Annotated in this window: 15 protein-coding genes; 3 read left to right on the plus strand and 12 right to left on the minus strand. The window is 68.7% G+C overall.

What is annotated here, in order from left to right; translation table 11 throughout:
• Window positions 1–23: 23 nt before the first annotated feature.
• The 4 genes from ABIE51_RS01935 to ABIE51_RS01950 form a co-directional block, all read right to left on the minus strand.
• Entirely contained in the window at window positions 24–848 is an 825-nt protein-coding gene (locus ABIE51_RS01935) for a glycosyltransferase family 2 protein (RefSeq protein WP_192632025.1), read from the minus strand.
• Window positions 845–1624 (minus strand): beta-ketoacyl synthase chain length factor, encoded by a 780-nt coding sequence (locus ABIE51_RS01940; protein WP_192632026.1) that lies wholly within the window; start codon window positions 1622–1624, stop codon window positions 845–847. The genes ABIE51_RS01935 and ABIE51_RS01940 overlap by 4 nt, the downstream gene beginning before the upstream one ends.
• A complete protein-coding gene (locus tag ABIE51_RS01945) occupies window positions 1621–2802 on the minus strand; it encodes a beta-ketoacyl-[acyl-carrier-protein] synthase family protein (protein WP_192632568.1) in 1182 nt (393 codons plus the stop codon). The genes ABIE51_RS01940 and ABIE51_RS01945 overlap by 4 nt, the downstream gene beginning before the upstream one ends.
• A gap of 443 nt (window positions 2803–3245) precedes the next feature.
• Complete coding sequence (locus ABIE51_RS01950; RefSeq protein ID WP_192632027.1) at window positions 3246–5069, minus strand: DUF885 domain-containing protein; 1824 nt, start codon at window positions 5067–5069, stop codon at window positions 3246–3248.
• Between the two features lie 149 nt (window positions 5070–5218).
• Between ABIE51_RS01950 and ABIE51_RS01955 the strand changes: the two genes are divergently transcribed.
• Entirely contained in the window at window positions 5219–5626 is a 408-nt protein-coding gene (locus tag ABIE51_RS01955; RefSeq protein ID WP_354503266.1) for a hypothetical protein, read from the plus strand.
• A 3-nt stretch (window positions 5627–5629) separates the two neighbouring features.
• Here ABIE51_RS01955 and ABIE51_RS01960 read toward each other — a convergent pair whose 3' ends face one another.
• The 3 genes from ABIE51_RS01960 to ABIE51_RS01970 are packed head-to-tail and all read right to left on the minus strand — an operon-like array spanning window position 5630 to window position 9425.
• The gene (locus ABIE51_RS01960; protein ID WP_192632029.1) at window positions 5630–6475 is read right to left on the minus strand and encodes a transglutaminase-like domain-containing protein; all 846 of its coding nucleotides are present in this window, start codon (window positions 6473–6475) and stop codon (window positions 5630–5632) included.
• On the minus strand, window positions 6472–8688 hold the full coding sequence (locus ABIE51_RS01965) for a S9 family peptidase (RefSeq protein WP_192632569.1): 2217 nt from the start codon (window positions 8686–8688) through the stop codon (window positions 6472–6474). The genes ABIE51_RS01960 and ABIE51_RS01965 overlap by 4 nt, the downstream gene beginning before the upstream one ends.
• Before the next feature lie 41 nt (window positions 8689–8729).
• Window positions 8730–9425 carry a glutathione S-transferase N-terminal domain-containing protein gene (locus tag ABIE51_RS01970; protein ID WP_192632030.1) on the minus strand — a complete coding sequence of 232 codons (696 nt, stop codon included), beginning with the start codon at window positions 9423–9425 and terminating at the stop codon, window positions 8730–8732.
• Window positions 9426–9596: 171 nt separating this feature from the next.
• On the opposite strand from ABIE51_RS01970, the gene ABIE51_RS01975 reads away from it, so the two are divergent.
• Window positions 9597–10151 (plus strand): TIGR00645 family protein, encoded by a 555-nt coding sequence (locus ABIE51_RS01975; RefSeq protein WP_157028953.1) that lies wholly within the window; start codon window positions 9597–9599, stop codon window positions 10149–10151.
• A gap of 3 nt (window positions 10152–10154) precedes the next feature.
• Here ABIE51_RS01975 and ABIE51_RS01980 read toward each other — a convergent pair whose 3' ends face one another.
• A complete protein-coding gene (locus ABIE51_RS01980; RefSeq protein ID WP_192632031.1) occupies window positions 10155–11144 on the minus strand; it encodes a M61 family metallopeptidase in 990 nt (329 codons plus the stop codon).
• A 62-nt stretch (window positions 11145–11206) separates the two neighbouring features.
• Here ABIE51_RS01980 and uvrD point away from each other — a divergent pair, with 62 nt between their 5' ends.
• Entirely contained in the window at window positions 11207–13399 is a 2193-nt protein-coding gene (gene uvrD, locus ABIE51_RS01985) for a DNA helicase II (RefSeq protein ID WP_115842714.1), read from the plus strand.
• Between the two features lie 214 nt (window positions 13400–13613).
• Here uvrD and ABIE51_RS01990 read toward each other — a convergent pair whose 3' ends face one another.
• From ABIE51_RS01990 to ABIE51_RS02005, 4 genes are all read right to left on the minus strand, one after another.
• Window positions 13614–13856 (minus strand): hypothetical protein, encoded by a 243-nt coding sequence (locus tag ABIE51_RS01990; protein ID WP_115842713.1) that lies wholly within the window; start codon window positions 13854–13856, stop codon window positions 13614–13616.
• Window positions 13857–13970: 114 nt separating this feature from the next.
• Window positions 13971–14711 carry a 2OG-Fe(II) oxygenase gene (locus ABIE51_RS01995; RefSeq protein ID WP_192632032.1) on the minus strand — a complete coding sequence of 247 codons (741 nt, stop codon included), beginning with the start codon at window positions 14709–14711 and terminating at the stop codon, window positions 13971–13973.
• On the minus strand, window positions 14708–15454 hold the full coding sequence (locus tag ABIE51_RS02000; protein WP_192632033.1) for a methylated-DNA--[protein]-cysteine S-methyltransferase: 747 nt from the start codon (window positions 15452–15454) through the stop codon (window positions 14708–14710). Before ABIE51_RS02000 ends, ABIE51_RS01995 begins: the two co-directional genes overlap by 4 nt.
• Before the next feature lie 90 nt (window positions 15455–15544).
• On the minus strand, window positions 15545–15838 hold the full coding sequence (locus ABIE51_RS02005) for a DUF2782 domain-containing protein (RefSeq protein ID WP_354503273.1): 294 nt from the start codon (window positions 15836–15838) through the stop codon (window positions 15545–15547).
• Window positions 15839–15952: the final 114 nt, after the last annotated feature.

A 15952-nucleotide genomic window follows, 5' to 3' on the forward strand; every position in this document is an offset into this window, starting at 1 on the left:
CACAAAAGCAGTAACGACGACTCCTACGACGACCGCGTCTGCACCACGCCCATCGGCGGCGGCGCGAACTCGCCCGACGGATCGTCGATCAACGCCGGATTCCCTTGGATCCGGCGGTACATCTCGGGAATGCCACCCTTCCGCAGCACACCCAGCACCACGTGCGAGGTGATGCGCGAGAAATCGCGCAGCGGCTTGAAATGGCTCGGGCGGAACTGCTCGTCGCTGTGCACGCACTTGTAGCGCGATTCGATCGGCACCGAGACGCAGCGCGTGCCCAGCTGCTGCGCGGCGGAAATCAGGATCTGTGCCTCGAACACGAAATCCTCGCCAGGCACGTCGGTCAGCGCGGCGACCGCGGCCGGATACAGGCGCTGCCCGCTCTGCGTGTCGGCGATCTGGTAGCCCGTGCCCCACGCGATGCCCCAGTCGGCGAACTCATTGGCGAGGCGTCGATAGACCGGTTGCTGCGAGCGGCGACGCAGGCGCGCGCCGATCACGATGTGGCCCGGATGGCGGTTCGCCGCCGCGAGCAGGCGCGGGATGTCGCTGGGAAGATGCTGTCCGTCGCCGTCCATGCTGACGATGGCGCGCGCGCCCATGCGCAGCGCGTGCGCGAAACCATCGCGCAGGCTCGCGCCCTTGCCCATGCGCTGCGCGTGCCGGATCACGGTGACCGGCAGGTCGGCGATGCGATCGGCGGTGCCGTCGTCGGACCCGTCGTCGATCACCAGCACGCGCGGGCATTCGGCCAGCGCGCCCTCGACGACGTCGCGGATGCGCAGCGCTTCGTTCAGGGCGGGGATCACGACGATGACGTCGTCGCGGCTCAGGTACGGATGGATCATGGGTTCACCTCCACCAACAGGTCGTGCGCGGCGCTGGCGGGCAGCACCGCCGTGCCGGCGCCATGCGCGAGCACGTCGAACAACGGGAGCATCGGCGCCATCGCATTGGCCGACGCGAAGCGCGAGAGCGGGCCGGAGGCCGGCTCGCGGGTCGAAACCGGCACCAGGCGTGCCGAAAGGCGCGGCCCGGCGCCGTCGCGCGACAGCACCAGCGCACCGCCGAGCAGGCCTTCGCTCGGCGCCATCTTTGCCAGAGGGCCGGCGGACTGGCCGTCGTAGGCGACCAGCAGCACCGCGTCGGCGTCGTCGTGCAGCTGCGTCAGCGCCTCGATCAGACCTTGCGCGAAGCTCGCCGTGTACGCGCTGATCGCGTTGGCCGGCTGCATCGCGCCGGTGCCGATGGTCCAGTAGCCGGCGGCGGCGTTATGCACGGAATTATGGAAACGCGTGGGCGACAACGCGCGCGGATCGGCCGCGAGCGTCGTGCACATGTAATCGGTGATCGCCAGCTCGCCATGCGTCGACGCGAACACCGACGGCAGCGACGCGGGATCGCGCGACGCGGCTTCGCATGCGGCCATCGCGACTTCCAGCGCGATGGCGACGGTCTCCGGCGCGCGGCGGCGCTCGTTCGCCGGCAGCAACTGCGGCGACGGTCGGGCCGGCGCATCGGCGGGTTGCGCGCCGCTGGATGCGAACTCGCGCGCCGCCGGCCACGAGGGCAAGCCCCGCGTCCAGAAACCGATGCCTTCGACCTTCGCTTCCAGGCGGCTCATGCGCAGCCGAACACCAGCGAGCAGTTGTTGCCGCCGAACCCGAAGGAGTTGTTCATCGAGTAACGGATGGCGGCGCGCTGCGGCGCAAAGCGGATCTGCGGGCCGCAGGCGGGATCGGGCGCGTCGCTGTTCAGCGTGCCCGGCAGTTCGCCGCGTTCCAGCGCGATCAAGGCGATCGTCGATTCGACGATGCCCGCCGCGCCGAGCGTGTGGCCGGTCCAGCCCTTGGTCGAACTGGCATGCAGCGCGTCGGGAAAAAGCGAGGCCACGGCCGCGGCTTCGATCGAATCGTTGGCCGGCGTGGCCGTGCCGTGCAGGTTGAGGTAACCGACCTCGTCGGCATCGATGCCGGCGCGTGCGAGCGCATCGCGCATCGCCAGCCGCGCGCCGAGGCCTTCCGGATGCGGCGAGGACATGTGGTGCGCGTCGCTGGATTCGCCGTAGCCGCGCAGCTGCAGGCCGGTGTCGCCGTCGTTGGCGCGTTCGAGCAGCGCGAAACCGCCGGCTTCGCCGAGCGACAGACCATTGCGCGTCGCATCGAACGGACGACAGGGTTCGCTCGATACCAGCTGCAGCGAGTTGAAACCGAACAGCACGCTGCCGCAGAGCGTATCCACGCCGCCGACGAGCGCGGCGTCGACGAGGCCGGCGTCGATCAGGCGCGCGGCCTGCGCGAACACCTTCGCGCTCGACGAACACGCGGTCGCAACCGTGATGCACGGGCCGCGAAGGCCGGTCGCCTGCTGCACGAACTCGCCGAGCGAATGCGGCGTGTGCACGTGCGGGCGGGCGAACCGTTCGGCGAACTCGCCGTCTTCCAGCGCGGTATAGGCCGCCTCGGTGCTGCCGATGCTGGAGGTCGAGGTGCCGACGATCACCGCGACGCGCTCGGCGCCATGGCGCGCGACGGCGTCGTGGATCGCCGCGCGCAGGCCGTCCTGCGCCAGCGCCAGCCAGGCCAGGCGGTTGTTGCGCGAATCCCAAGGCTGGAGCGATTCGGGAAGCTCGACGGTTTCGAGCCCGTCGACGCGGCCGATCCAGCAGTCCAGGCGTGCGTCGTCGCCGAAATCGTTCCGGCGCAGGCCGGTGCGGCCTTCGGCCAACGCCTTCGCCAACGCATCCCGTCCGCGGCCGACGGCACTGGTGGCGGTGCAGGCGCGGATCGCAAGGGGCGCCATGCGGCGGGCAGTGGACGGCGGAAGCGTGGACGGCACGAAACATTCCCGGACAACGTTCGCGGAAGTATAGCGAGCGCGGTGTCGGTGCCTCCTGCACGGGCCGCTGACGCCGCGGGAATTCACGGGGTGTGGAGGGGGTGTCGGAATTGGGTGAAGCGGGCCTGCCGATAGCAGCGCTGCGCCGCCTGACGCCTCAGGCCCACCTTGCACCGTCATCCCGGCGAAAGCCGGGACCCAGGCCCGTAGCTCGGGCACTGTCGGGGAACTTCACCAGACCCCGTCACGCCAGCGAAACTGGAATCCATTTCGACGTGCGGTCAGTGCGAGCGACTGAGGGTGAGAGAGCATGACTGCATCGCACGCCCGACCCTCACCCCAACCCCTCTCCCGGTGGGAGAGGGGCTTAGGGGCGCCGTCGTTCGGAGAACGGACGGCAATCCGGCTTACTTCTTCAACTGCGCCGGAATGAACTGCTCGCGCACGGCCTTGGCCAGCAGGTCCGGCGGGAGCAGGCCCTGGTCGAGGAGGAAGTTGTTGAACGCGAGGCGGTCGAACTTGTCGCCCAGCGCAATCTCCGTCTCCATGCGCAGTTCGAGGATGCGGGTGTAACCGTAGAAGTAGCTGCCCGCCTGGCCCGGTGCGTTGAAGGTGTAACGGTCCAGCTCCTGCTTCGTCATCGCCTCCGACAGCCCGACCTTCTCGCGCAGGATGCGGCCGGCCGCCTCGCGGTCGATCAGCCCCAGGTTCAGCATCGGGTCGAGCATCGCGCGCGCGGCGCGCATCAGGCGGAACTGCAGCGCGATCAGCTGACCGTCCAGCGGCTCGTACGGCACCATTTCGGCTTCGGCGTACAGCGCCCAGCCTTCCACGTTGACCGAATTGAACGCGAACATGGTGCGCGCCAGCGAGATGCCGCGCTCGACCATCGCGGTGAACTGCAGCTCGTGGCCCGGGCGGCCTTCATGCGCCGACAGCGTCCAGCGCACCGCATCGAAGTTGAAGTCGTCGTATTCCAGCGCCTTGCCCTCGGCGGTCGGCACCGACACCGGCAGCACGAACTGGCCCTGCTGCCCGGTGTTGCCGATCAGCGGCGCCGGCAGGAAATGCGGCGCGGGCTGTGCGGCCGATTCGGCTTCGCTGCCCAGGCGCATCACCATCGGACGGTTCGGCACGTCGACGATGCGCTCGGAGCGGATGATCGGATCGATCTGGTCGATCACCGTGCGATAGCGCGCCTCGAGCTGGTCGTTGGGCATGTTGCGCTTCTTCAGCGCATTGATGACGGCGACGTAATCGTGCGGATCGGCGACGGTGAGGTTGTTCGCCTTCGCCACCAGCGGCGCGAGCTGCTGCATCGCCGCGCGCGTTTCCATGAACTCCACCTGCGCACGGCGAATCAGCAACTGCGGGTCGATGTCGATGCCGTACTGCTTGAGGCTGTTGGCGTACAGCTCCGGCGGCAGCTTCGTGTCGGTGCGTGCAGTCGGCAGCACGTTGGCGCGTGCCCACGTGCCGTAGTCCTTCAGCTGCGTCTCCATCGCGGCGAGCGCGGGCTCGGCGCCTTCGATCTTGTACTTGGCGAACAGCTTGCGGATGCCGTCGACGTAGGTGTCTACGTTGCCCAGCGCCTGCTCGACCTCGAGCTTCGTCGGATGCACGAGCTGCGCATTCGCCGCGGCTTCGGTGTAACGCGCTTTCGCCAGTTCGGTGATCGGCGTCTTCTCGGTGCCCATGCCGACGTAGTTCTTCAGGCGGTCGAGCGCCTTGGCGCGGCGCTCGGGCGGCGTCTGGTCGGACAGCAGGCCCTGCAGGCCGCTGAACACCGTCTGCGGCACGTCGCTCCACGGCAGCGTCAGGCGCTGGGTGAGTTCGCTGGTCGCGATGTTCTCGTCGGCCGCGCGGATCATGATTTCCAGATCCTGGCGCACGTTCGGATCGCGTTCGACGGCGAGCTTGGCTTTCAGTTCGTCGCGCGCCTTGGCAGTCGCGGCACGGAAGCGCTCGGGATTCTGCGGCTTGAGGTCGGCGACGCGATCGTCGTAACCCGGCACGCCGAAGAACGACATGCCCTCCGGCGCGAACTCGGCCTGCGCCTTGAGCAGGATGTTCGCGTATTGGTTGCTGGTAGCGACCCATGCCGGCGCGGGCTTCGCGGCGGGCTTGGCGGCCGTCGACTTCGCGGCAGGCTGCGCGGCCTGCGCGAGCATCGGCGCGCCGGTGGCGAGGGTGAGGGACAGGGCAATCGCGAGGGTCAGCGGCTTGGTCATGGCATCGGCGGGAATGGGTCCGACGGCGAGCATGGCGGCTGGGCTGGCGGGACACCATGCGCCGAAGGTCACTGCGTGCTAGAAAGGCGCCATTCCGCCGAGTGGAGGCAAGGATGGCCCGAGTACCCCGCATCGACCGGCGTTGTCCGTTGAGCGCCCAAGCGCAACGCACCATCACCGGCGACTGCGCCCGATGCGGTCATCCCGTGCACGACCTGGACGGCCTCGACGATGCCCAGCGCATGGCACTGCTGGCCGCCTCTTCCGGCCCGATCTGTGTGTCTTATCGCACGCCCGCGCGAGCCGCGAGCCTGGCGGCGATCGCGTTGACGCTGGTCGCCGGATCCGCACTGGCGGAGTCGCCCTCGCCGCTGGTCGCCGATCCGGCTACACCCTCCACGCCGGTGGAGGCCGGGCCCTTGGTGGAACCGCTGACGACCATCGTCTGGGTCGGTGGCGTCAGTGAGCCGCGTTCGGCGCAATGGGTCGACGACAGCAGCCTGCCGGAACTGCCGATGATCGAGCGCGCGAGTGAAGCGGATGACACCGCCCGCTGACGCTCATCGCGTCCGCGCTGACGCCGCGTTCCCCCTCACACCGACTGCCTCGACGATACGCACCTGGCGCAGAACGTCGGCCAGGCCCGCGAGTTCCGCCGGCGTGCCGTCGCCGATGCGCAGTGCGATGTGCCCCGCATCGAAGCGTTCCAGTCCGGCGTCGTAACTCCGCCAATGCCCGCCGTCCCACGCTTGCACCCAGCTGTGGGGGCCGAATACGTGCGGCTGGCCGACGAACCGGCTGGAGTAGGCCAGCCCGTGCACGACACGCGTGGGAATCCCGACGGCGCGTCCGGTCGCGGCGAGCAGCAGCGCGAACTCGGTGCAGTCGCCCCCTCGATCGCGCAGTGCGGCCGACGCGGGCAAGTAGCTGCGAAAGTCGACCGGACCGTCCATGCGCATGCGGATCGCACCCACCAGGCGCGTCATCCGCGCGTCCACGCTGCCGCCGCGCGCATGCAGGCGAGCGAAGGCCAGGATACTGCGCTGGTCGCTGTCGACCCAGGCATTCGGCGTCAGGTAGCGCGTCAGATCGCTGGCTGCATCGCGCTCCTCGTATCGGCAATCGCGACACACCGACACGTCTAGTGCATCCCCGTCGATGCGGACAGCCTGTTCGGCCGTGGACGGGAACTGGCGCGCAATGCCGTCCGCGAAGCGAAGGCGGTAGAGGATTTCCCCGTCGCGCGCAGCCGCGCCGATGCGGTATGGCGAGGCGACCAGCAACGACTGCACGAACGCCCGGGCCTGAGCCTCGTCCGGTTCACGTGCTCCAGCAGTGAAAGCGGCGAGCGCGAGCAGGCTGGCGATGCACGCCGACAAGACCCGCGCGCGCCATTTCGACATCATGGCGACGGCTTGAGACACCGGTCGAAGAAATCTTCCGTCAGCTTCAGCCGGTGCAGGTTGTCCGCGCCCTTCAGGCCGTGCTTCGCGCCGGGGTAGGTCATCAGCTCGAACGGCTGGCCGCGCTTCTGCAACGCGCTCATCAGCGCGGTGGAGTTGGTGAACAGCACGTTGTCGTCGGCCATGCCGTGGATCAGCAGCAGCTTCGACTTCAGGCCGTCGATGTGCTCCAGCACTCGCGCTTCCTGGTAGCCGGCGACGTTGGCCTTCGGCAGGCCCATGTAGCGCTCGGTGTAGTGCGTGTCGTACAGCGCCCAGTCGGTGACCGGCGCGCCCGCCGCGCCGCAGGCGTACTGGTTCGACGCCTTCGCCAGCAGCATCAGCGTCATGTAGCCGCCGTTCGACCAGCCGTACACGCCGATGCGCGAGCCGTCGATCCACGGCTGCGACTTCAGCCACTCCACGCCCTTCAGCTGGTCGGCCACTTCCACCGTGCCCTGCTTCCCGTACAGCGCGCCGCCGAAGGCCGCGCCGCGACGCGGGGTGCCGCGGTTGTCGAGCGAGAACACCACATAGCCGTGCTGCGCGAGGTACTGGTTGAAGTCGGGCGCCCACGCGCGCTTGACCGTCTGCGACGCCGGTCCGCCGTACACCATCACCACGACGGGATAGCGCTTGTTCGCGTCGAAACCGGCGGGCTTGATGAGGCTGTACTGCAGCGGCGTCGCGCCATCGGCGGCCTTGAGCGTGCCGAACTCGATCGGGCGATGCGCGCCGGCGTACTTCGCGTACGGATGTTGCGGATCGGCGAGGTCGTTCTTCAGCAGCGCGGCGATGCGCGTACCGTCGTTGCGGAACAGCTCCAGCTGCGGCGGCGTGGTCGGGTTCGACCAGTTGTCGACGTACACGCTCGCATTGGCGGCGAAGCTCGCCGCATGCGTGCCGTCGGTCCTGGACAGGCGCTCGATCGCGCCGCCCGCGAGCGGCACGCGGTACACCTGTGCGTCCATCGGCGAATCCTTGCCGGCGGCGAAGTAGACGAAGCCGGCGGCTTCATCGACCGCGAGTACGCCATCCACCGGCCAGTCGCCGGAGGTCAGCGCGGTCGCCTTCGAACCGTCTTCGCTCAATACGTACAGATGTTCGAACCCGCTGCGCTCGCTGTTCCAGAGGATGCGGCCGTCTCTTAGGAAGCGCAGGTCGTCGTGCAGCGGAACCCAGGTCTTGCTCGTCTCGGTCTGCAGCACGCGCTGGCCGCCGCCGGCGAGATCGGCCTCGATGAGTTCCAGCCGATGCTGGTCGCGCGACTGGCGCTGGAACGTCAGGCGCTGCGGATCGCGCCAGTCGACGCGCGCTAGGTAGATGTCCTGTTCCTTGCCAAGGTCCACCCACTTCGGCGCGGCACCGGCTTTCGGCGCGATCACGCCCAGCTTCACCAGCACGTTGCGATCGCCGGCGGCGGGATAGCGCTGTTCGACGACTTCGGTGCGATCCGGATACACCTCGTAGCGCTTCTGCACCGGCACCGGCGTTTCGTCGATGCGCGCGAAGGCGATGGCCGAATCGTCCGGCGCCCACCAGTAGCCGGTGTGGCGGTTCATTTCCTCGTCGGCGACGAATTCCGCCACGCCGTTGCCAATGACGTCGCTGCCATCGCGCGTGAGCTGGATCGACTTGCCGCTCGCAAGGTCGATGACCCACAGGTTGCGGTTGCGCACGAAGCTGACGAAGCCGCCGCGCGGCGACAGCTTCGGATCGGTGGCGAAACCTTCGCCATTGGTGAGCTTGCGCACGGCGGACTTGCCGGTCTTCGCCAGGTCGTAGAGGTACAGCTCGCCGCCGAGCGGGAACAGCAACGAACGGCCGTCCGGCGCCCACTGGTAATCGACGATGCCGCTGAGCGCGGCGATGCGCTGGCGCTCGCGGCGCGCCTTCTCCTCGTCACTGAGCACTTCGTCGCCCGGCAGGATGTCGTCGGCGTCCACCAGCTTCGCCGTCTGGCCGCTGGCGATGTCGTACGCCCACAGGTCCAGCCGGTTCTTGTTGCTGTCCTTGCCGCGCAGGAACGTCACGCGCTTGCCGTCCGGCGAGACCTTCGCCTTCATCAGGCTGGGGCCCGACAGCGGCGCGTCGCCGGCCAGCGCTTCGAGCGTGAGCTTGATCGGCGCGGACGCGGTCTGGGCGGGAGCGGCGAGGGTGGGAAGGGCGACGGTCATGGCGAGCAGGCAGGCGGCAAGGCCGCGGACGTTGAGGTTCTTCATGCGTTGGAGTTGGCGGGCGTTCCGAAGAGGATCTTGTGCATTTCCGGCGTCATCTCGCGCTTGGCGCCGTAGCGCTCGGCCAGCGCGTAGGCGCGCTGCACGGCGGGGCGCCCGGCGACGGCTTCGTGCCATCGGCGGACGTTGGCGAATTCGGTCAGGTCCAGCGGCGCCTTCGTGTAGGGATTGATCCACGGGTGCGCGGCCATGTCGGCGATGGAGTAGTCGCCGGCGATGAAGTCGCGGCCTTCCAGCTGGCGGTCGAGCACGCCCAGCAGGCGCAGCACTTCGCGCTTGTAGCGGTCCTTCGCGTAGGCGATGTCTTCCGGCGCGTAGACGTGGAAGTGGCCGTACTGGCCGGTCATCGGGCCCAGGCCGCCGATCTGCCAGTGCAGCCACTGGCTCACCAGCGTGCGCCCGCGCAGGTCCTGCGGTACGAAACGGCCGGTCTTGTTGGCCAGGTAGGCGAGGATCGCGCCGGACTCGAACACGCTGATGTGCATGCCCTCGTCGCCGGGGTCGCGATCGACGATGGCCGGCATCTTGTTGTTCGGGGAGATCTTCAGGAACTCCGCCTTGAACTGGTCGCCGGCGCCGATGTCGACCGGGTGGATCGTGTAGTCCAGCCCGGCTTCCTCGAGGAAGATCGTGATCTTGTGGCCGTTGGGGGTGGGCCAGTAATGCAGGTCGATCATGGGGGAGGAACTCCGGCGGGCTGGGGGCCGTCCAGTGTAAGGGCAGGGGCGGTGTGCCCGGTCCGGCCGGACGCAATGCTGAATTCCAACGTCCTTCAGGCGCGCATTGGCGGCTGTCATGGCCGGCCGGTACCCTAGCCGGCCCCCCGATCCCGAACCGAGCGCCGCCGCATGTCCGATCCGCGTCCCGCCCCGATGAACCCGCTTCCCGCCCTGATCTTCTCCTCGCGTTGGTTGCAGCTGCCGCTGTACCTGGGACTGATCGTCGCGCAGGGCGTGTACGTGGTGCTGTTCCTGAAGGAACTGTGGCACCTGATGCTCCACGCCACGGAGTGGACCGAGCAGCAGATCATGCTGATGGTGCTCGGCCTCATCGACGTGGTGATGATTTCCAACCTGCTCGTGATGGTGATCGTCGGCGGTTACGAGACCTTCGTCTCGCGCCTGCGCCTGGAAGGCCATCCCGACCAGCCCGAATGGCTGAGCCACGTCAACGCCAGCGTGCTGAAGGTGAAGCTGGCGATGGCGATCATCGGCATCTCCTCGATCCACCTGCTGAAGACCTTCATCGCGATCGGCAGCCTCGGTTCGGCCAACAGCACCTACACCGCCGAAGGCGTGATGTGGCAGACGATCATCCACTGCGTCTTCATCCTGTCCGCCATCGGCATCGCCTACACCGACAAGCTGATGGCGCAGGCCGTCGTGAAGCACAAGGCGCATTGACCGCTACGGCGCAGCCGGTCGCGCGGCGCCATTGGCCGTGATCGAACGACGCACCGCGGCGCCGGGTGCATCGTCATCGAATGCCAGCGCGTCCCCGCGCCGAGCGATGCCCAGGTCGCGATACACCGCATCCAGCGAGGGAAAGACGCGCGACTGGACCAGCCGCGCGTAGTTCGACGAGAACACCTTCGTGCCCGAGAGCCGGTCGAGTTCAGCGACGAACTGCGTCGGCGCCGTCTCGCCGGTGCCGCTGAGGCAGCAGTCCGAATACTTCGCGAGCACGGCGTCCAGGCTCGTTGCGTGGTCGCGTCGCAGCGCGACGTCGGCCTGCAGCCAGAACGCCGCGCCGGCCCAGTACACGCGCATCGTGCCTTCGTGCGTGCGGCTGAGTTCGACCAGCGGCATGCCGCTGGTTTCGCGGCGGCCACGACCGAAGCCGGCGTCGAGCAGCTCCCACGCGCGCTCCGGCGTGAGCAGCCCGGCGCGGGCGCGCAGCACGTTCTGGTAGTAGCTCGCGAGGCCTTCCGACAGCCAGCGGCCGTCGCGCCCCATGTACGGGTGGAACAGGTGCGAGAGCTCGTGGATCGCCGTCCAGTCGGCGCGAAGTTCCGCCGGCGTCGCGTCGTCGCGCACGAACAGCAGCACCGCCGTATCGCCGCGCCGCAGCGTCTGGCCCCACGGCACCGGGCTTTCGTCGTCGCGGGCGGCTTCGCGCGCGACCTGCTCGATGCGCACGCGCGCGCTGTGCAGCGGATAGCGCCCGAACGCGGTCAGCTGCGCCTGCGCGACTTCGGCCAGCCAGTCCTGCAACTGCCCGCGGCGGCGCGCGTCGTCCACGCCGATGACGCTGACCTGCAGCGCGCTGTCGCTGGCACGCAGGGTGCGTTCGGTGTCGGGGGCGGCATCGGAAGCCGCCTGCGCGGCGCTACCGGCCGACGCGGTCGCAAAGATCAGCCCGGCCGCGATCCGCAGCGTTTTCGACGTCGGACGCATTCAGCTCCCTCCGCGATGGCCCGCGACGCGGGCGATGAGACCGCCGCCGCTACAATACCCGCATGGATGTCTCCCACCTGCTCGACGCGCTGAATCCAGCGCAGCGCGAGGCCGTCAGCGCCCCGCCCGGTCATTACCTCGTCCTCGCCGGCGCCGGTTCCGGCAAGACCCGCGTGCTCACGCACCGCATCGCCTGGATGAACGAAGTCCACGGCGTGCCGACCCACGGCATCCTCGCCGTGACCTTCACCAACAAGGCCGCCGGCGAGATGCGCCACCGCGTCGACGGCCAGCTGCGCCACGGCGCGCGCGGCATGTGGATCGGCACCTTCCACGGCCTCGCGCATCGCCTGCTGCGCCTGCACTGGCAGGAAGCGAAATTGCCCGAAGGCTTCCAGGTGCTCGATTCGGACGACCAGCTACGCCTGGTCAAGCGTGTCGTGCAGGCGCTGGAATTCGACGAAACGCGCTTCCCACCGCGGCAGATCGTGTGGTGGATCAACGCGCAGAAGGACGAAGGCCGCCGCCCCCACAACCTGCAACCGACGTCCGGCGATCCGTGGGCCGACGTCATGCACAAATGCTATGAGGCGTACCAGGAGCGCTGCGAACGCGCGGGCCTGGTCGATTTCGCCGAACTGCTGCTGCGCGCGCACGAACTGCTGCGCGACAACCCGGCGCTGCTGGCGCATTACCGGCATCGCTTCCGCGAGATCCTCGTCGACGAGTTCCAGGACACCAACGCGATCCAGTACGCCTTCGTGCGCGTGCTCGCGGGCGACACCGGGCACGTGTTCGTCGTCGGCGACGACGACCAGTCGATCTACGGCTGGCGCGGCGCGAAGGTCGAGAACATGCAGCGCTTCCTGAAGGATTTCTCCGGCACGCACACGATCCGGCTGGAGCAGAACTACCGCTCCAGCGCGAACATCCTCGAAGCCGCGAACGCGGTCATCGCGCACAACCCCGACCGCCTGGGCAAGAACCTGTGGACCGACAGCGGCACGGGCGAACCGATCGACCTGTACGCCGCGTACAACGAGATGGACGAGGCGCGCTTCGTCGTCGAACGCTTGCGCCAGTGGGTGCGAGACGGCGGCAGCTACGGCGAAGTCGCCATCCTCTACCGCAGCAACGCGCAGTCGCGCGCGTTCGAAGAATCGCTGCTTTCAGAACAGGTTCCGTACCGAGTGTACGGAGGCCTGCGCTTCTTCGAGCGTGCCGAAATCAAGGACACGCTGGCGTACCTGCGCCTGATCGCCTCGCGCCTGGACGACGCGGCGTTCGAGCGCGCGGTGAACACGCCGACGCGCGGCATCGGCGAGCGCACGCTCGACGAAGTGCGACGTCGAGCGCGTGCCGATGGCGTGTCGCTGTGGGAGGCATCGCGTCGGATCGTCGGCGAGAACGGCCTGGCGGCTCGTGCGCGCAATGCGGTCGCGGGCTTCCTCGCGATGATCGACGACCTCGACAACGAACTGGCGTCGATGACGCTGCCGGAGAAGATCGACCATGTGTTGATCCGCTCCGGGCTTCGCGAGCATTACTTCAACGAGTCGCGCGGCCAGCTGGATTCGCGCGTGGACAACCTCGACGAACTCGTGTCGGTCGCCTCGCGCTTCACGCGCACCGACGACGAGGACGCGGCGGCGATGCCGGAACTGGTCGCCTTCCTCAGCTACGCCGCGCTGGAAGCCGGCGAAGGCCAGGCCCAGGCCGGCGAGGAAGGCGTGCAGCTGATGACGCTGCACAGCGCGAAAGGGCTGGAATTCCCGCTGGTGTTCCTGGCCGGCATGGAAGAGGGCGTGTTCCCGAGCGGCCGCTCAACGGAAGAGTCCGGTCGCCTCGAAGAGGAGCGCCGCCTCGCGTACGTCGGCATCACGCGCGCGCGGCAGAAGCTCGTGCTGAGCTATGCCGAGTCGCGCCGCATCCACGGCGCCGACATGTACGGCGTGCCGTCGCGCTTCCTGCGCGAGATCCCGGCGCCGCTGCTCAACGAAGTGCGTCCGAAGGTGCAGGTCTCGCGTCCGTACAGCGGCGGCGTGCAACGCGGCGTGCTGGGCGCCAGTCGCGGCCACGCGCCGCTGGAGCAGCCGGCGGTGCGGTTGGGCTCGCAGGTGAAGCATCCGTCGTTCGGCATGGGAACCGTGACCGATTACGAAGGCAGCGGCGCGCACGCCCGCGTGCAGGTGAACTTCGACGATGCCGGCAGCAAGTGGCTGGTGCTGGCGTATGCGAATCTGCAGCCGGCGTGAGGCAGCAGCCGCTAGATGGCAACGCTTGAGTCTGTGGGAACGTCATCCCGGCGAACGCCGGGACCCAGGCTGATCGCGCGTCAGATTGCGATGCGGGGACTGCGGATGAGCTTCCAGCCTAGGTCTCGGCTTTCGCCGGGATGACCGCGGAAAGAAGGCCGGCAAGTGGTTCGACCCGTTCGGCTCGAGGTGGAAACGGGCTCGTACGCCCGCCTCACTTCCTCAACTTCACCGTCTCGTCGAGCGAGCCATCGGGCAGAAGCGCCACGCAGCGCTTGCGGTCGCGGTCGAAGAGCACCGGCATCGGGTCCTGGAACAGCGGTCGGCGGACGAACTCCAGCGTCCACTGGAAATGCTCCAGCTGTTCCAGCGTGCGCGTCTGCTCGGGCGTGAGGCCGGCGCGCAGCGCGGCGGCGTCGGGCGTCGGCTTGGGCGTGCGTCGTTCTTTCCCGGACACTCCGGTGTTTCCTCCGTTGCGCCGCATGAAGACGGTGCGGCGACCCGTTAACGGCGTCGCGCGAGGAAACTTGAGCCCGCGGACATCGATCGACGCGAAGACTATGGCGGAGGCTTACAGCGCGTCGTGAAACACGATGCCCAAAGTGTGACGTCGACCTGAACGCACGCGGCTGACGCCGTGCCGCAGGTTCACGCGGTACGTCCCGCGCGTTCCCTTCACGGGCCGGTGATGCACGGCGAACACGACCGCATCGCCACGTCGCAGCGGCACCACATCGGCGCGCGACTGCATGCGCGGTCGCTGCTCGGTGAGCACGAACTCGCCGCCCTCGAAGTCGACATCCGGCTCCGACAACAGCACCGCCATCTGCAGCGGGAAGACGTGTTCGCCGTAGAGATCCTGATGCAGGCAGTTGTAGTCGCCGGCGTCGTAGCGCAACAGCAGCGGCGTCGGCCGCACCTGTCCGGCGTCATGGCAGCGTTGCAGGAAATCGGCGTGGGCCTCGGGATAGCGCACGTCGATCCCCATCGCCGCGTTCCACCGGTTCGCCACGGGCGATAGGTGCGGATACACCGCCGCGCGCAGCATCGCGACCGTGTCCGGCAGCGGGTACGCGAAGTAGCGGTACTCGCCGCTGCCGAATCCGTGGCGCGCCATCACGACACGGCTGCGGAATCCGTCCGGCCGGTCGTACAGCGCAGCGATCGCGCGGCATTCGGTTTCGTCGAGCAGGCCCGGCAGGACCGCGTGGCCGCAGGCGTCGAGCGACGCGGCGACGCGATCCCAGTCCTGCCACGCGATGCGCTGGGCGAGCGCCTTCGCGTCGCGGCGCAGCGCGACGGCGGCGCTCATGCGTGCGCCTCGCGCTGCAGCAGCGCCCGCTTGCGTGCGACGCCCCAGCGGTAGCCGGAGAGGCCGCCGTCGGCTGCCACCACGCGATGGCACGGCACGACCACGGCCAGCGGGTTTGCCGCGCATGCGGCCGCGATGGCCCGCTCCGAATCCGGCACGCCGAGAAGCCGCGCCAGTGCGCCGTAGCTCACGGTCGAGCCCGCCGGAATGCGGCGGAGTGCCTGCCAGACCTTCACCTGGAACGGCGTGCCCTGCAGATCGACGGGTACGCCGAACCCGAGGTATGGCGCCTCGATGCAGTCGACGACCGCTTCCAGCACCGCCTGCACGCCGCCGGCGTCCACCGCGAGCGCGGCGCCGGGAAGGCGCGATTGCAGATCGCGCACAAGTCCGTCGGCGTCCTCGCCGAACAGCACCGCCCGCAGTCCCGCCTCACCTTGGGCGACCAGCACGCACCCCAGCGAGGTGTCACCGATGGCGAAGCGGATGGTCTGGCGCACGTTATCGCGGCGCGGATGGCAACGCCGGCAGGCGCGGAAACCGGCGCGTTCGGCGTCGTCCGGCGTTGCGTGGAAGTCCACGTTCCGCGGCAGCGGCTGGCGCGCGGCGCACGAGGGTCGGCAGTACACGCCGGTGGTCCTCACCGAATAGACGAAGCGCCCGTCGGCGGCGCGTTCGCGTGCGCACAGCGCGAGCCAGCGCGGGTCGCGTTCGATGTCGAAGGAAAGTGTCTGGAGCGTCATCGCGTTCTCCCGTGGGACGTCACGCGATGGAGTCTGTATGGCGCGCCGCACGCCCGATATCCGGATCGTGCGGCGGCTTTGCGACGCGGATTACCAGCTCAGCAGCTTGTACTGCACCGGCGAGATCGGACCTTCGCCCTTGCTGCTGTCGAGGATGCCGTCGGCGTTGTTGTCGACGAGGTAGTACACCGGGCCGCGTGCAGGCGTGATGCGCACCACGCGCAGCTGGCCGGCGACGTAGTACTCGTCGATGGTGTCGCCGCCGCTGACGGTGCGCGAGCGCACTTCGGGATCCTGGAGCCCGGCCGTCGGATCGTCGCTGCCCATCGTCGCGCAACCGATCAGGGTCAACGGGAGCAGCAGGGCGAGCAGAGCGTGGCGCATGGCGGACTCCTTGCCGGTCGGCGGGATGCGGATGGCGATGCCCGCAAGGATACGCGCCGGGGCCGCTGCGAGGGGTGACGGCCCGGCCGTGCACGGTCGCCAAAGCCGTGCAGC

Origin of the sequence: Lysobacter sp. OAE881 (assembly GCF_040546665.1) — a bacterium.
GTDB classification, from domain to species: Bacteria; Pseudomonadota; Gammaproteobacteria; order Xanthomonadales; family Xanthomonadaceae; genus Lysobacter_J; species Lysobacter_J soli.

Bases quoted from the DNA above. Each gene is read 5' to 3' on its own strand.
- ABIE51_RS01970 (WP_192632030.1), bottom strand. From the start codon at position 9,425: ATGATCGACCTGCATTACTGGCCCACCCCCAACGGCCACAAGATCACG.
- ABIE51_RS01975 (WP_157028953.1), top strand. From the start codon at position 9,597: ATGTCCGATCCGCGTCCCGCCCCGATGAACCCGCTTCCCGCCCTGATC.
- ABIE51_RS01950 (WP_192632027.1), bottom strand. From the start codon at position 5,069: ATGACCAAGCCGCTGACCCTCGCGATTGCCCTGTCCCTCACCCTCGCC.
- ABIE51_RS01965 (WP_192632569.1), bottom strand. From the start codon at position 8,688: ATGACCGTCGCCCTTCCCACCCTCGCCGCTCCCGCCCAGACCGCGTCC.
- ABIE51_RS01995 (WP_192632032.1), bottom strand. From the start codon at position 14,711: ATGAGCGCCGCCGTCGCGCTGCGCCGCGACGCGAAGGCGCTCGCCCAG.
- ABIE51_RS01935 (WP_192632025.1), bottom strand. From the start codon at position 848: ATGATCCATCCGTACCTGAGCCGCGACGACGTCATCGTCGTGATCCCC.
- ABIE51_RS01980 (WP_192632031.1), bottom strand. From the start codon at position 11,144: ATGCGTCCGACGTCGAAAACGCTGCGGATCGCGGCCGGGCTGATCTTT.
- ABIE51_RS02000 (WP_192632033.1), bottom strand. From the start codon at position 15,454: ATGACGCTCCAGACACTTTCCTTCGACATCGAACGCGACCCGCGCTGG.
- ABIE51_RS01945 (WP_192632568.1), bottom strand. From the start codon at position 2,802: ATGGCGCCCCTTGCGATCCGCGCCTGCACCGCCACCAGTGCCGTCGGC.
- ABIE51_RS02005 (WP_354503273.1), bottom strand. From the start codon at position 15,838: ATGCGCCACGCTCTGCTCGCCCTGCTGCTCCCGTTGACCCTGATCGGT.
- ABIE51_RS01940 (WP_192632026.1), bottom strand. From the start codon at position 1,624: ATGAGCCGCCTGGAAGCGAAGGTCGAAGGCATCGGTTTCTGGACGCGG.
- uvrD (WP_115842714.1), top strand. From the start codon at position 11,207: ATGGATGTCTCCCACCTGCTCGACGCGCTGAATCCAGCGCAGCGCGAG.
- ABIE51_RS01960 (WP_192632029.1), bottom strand. From the start codon at position 6,475: ATGATGTCGAAATGGCGCGCGCGGGTCTTGTCGGCGTGCATCGCCAGC.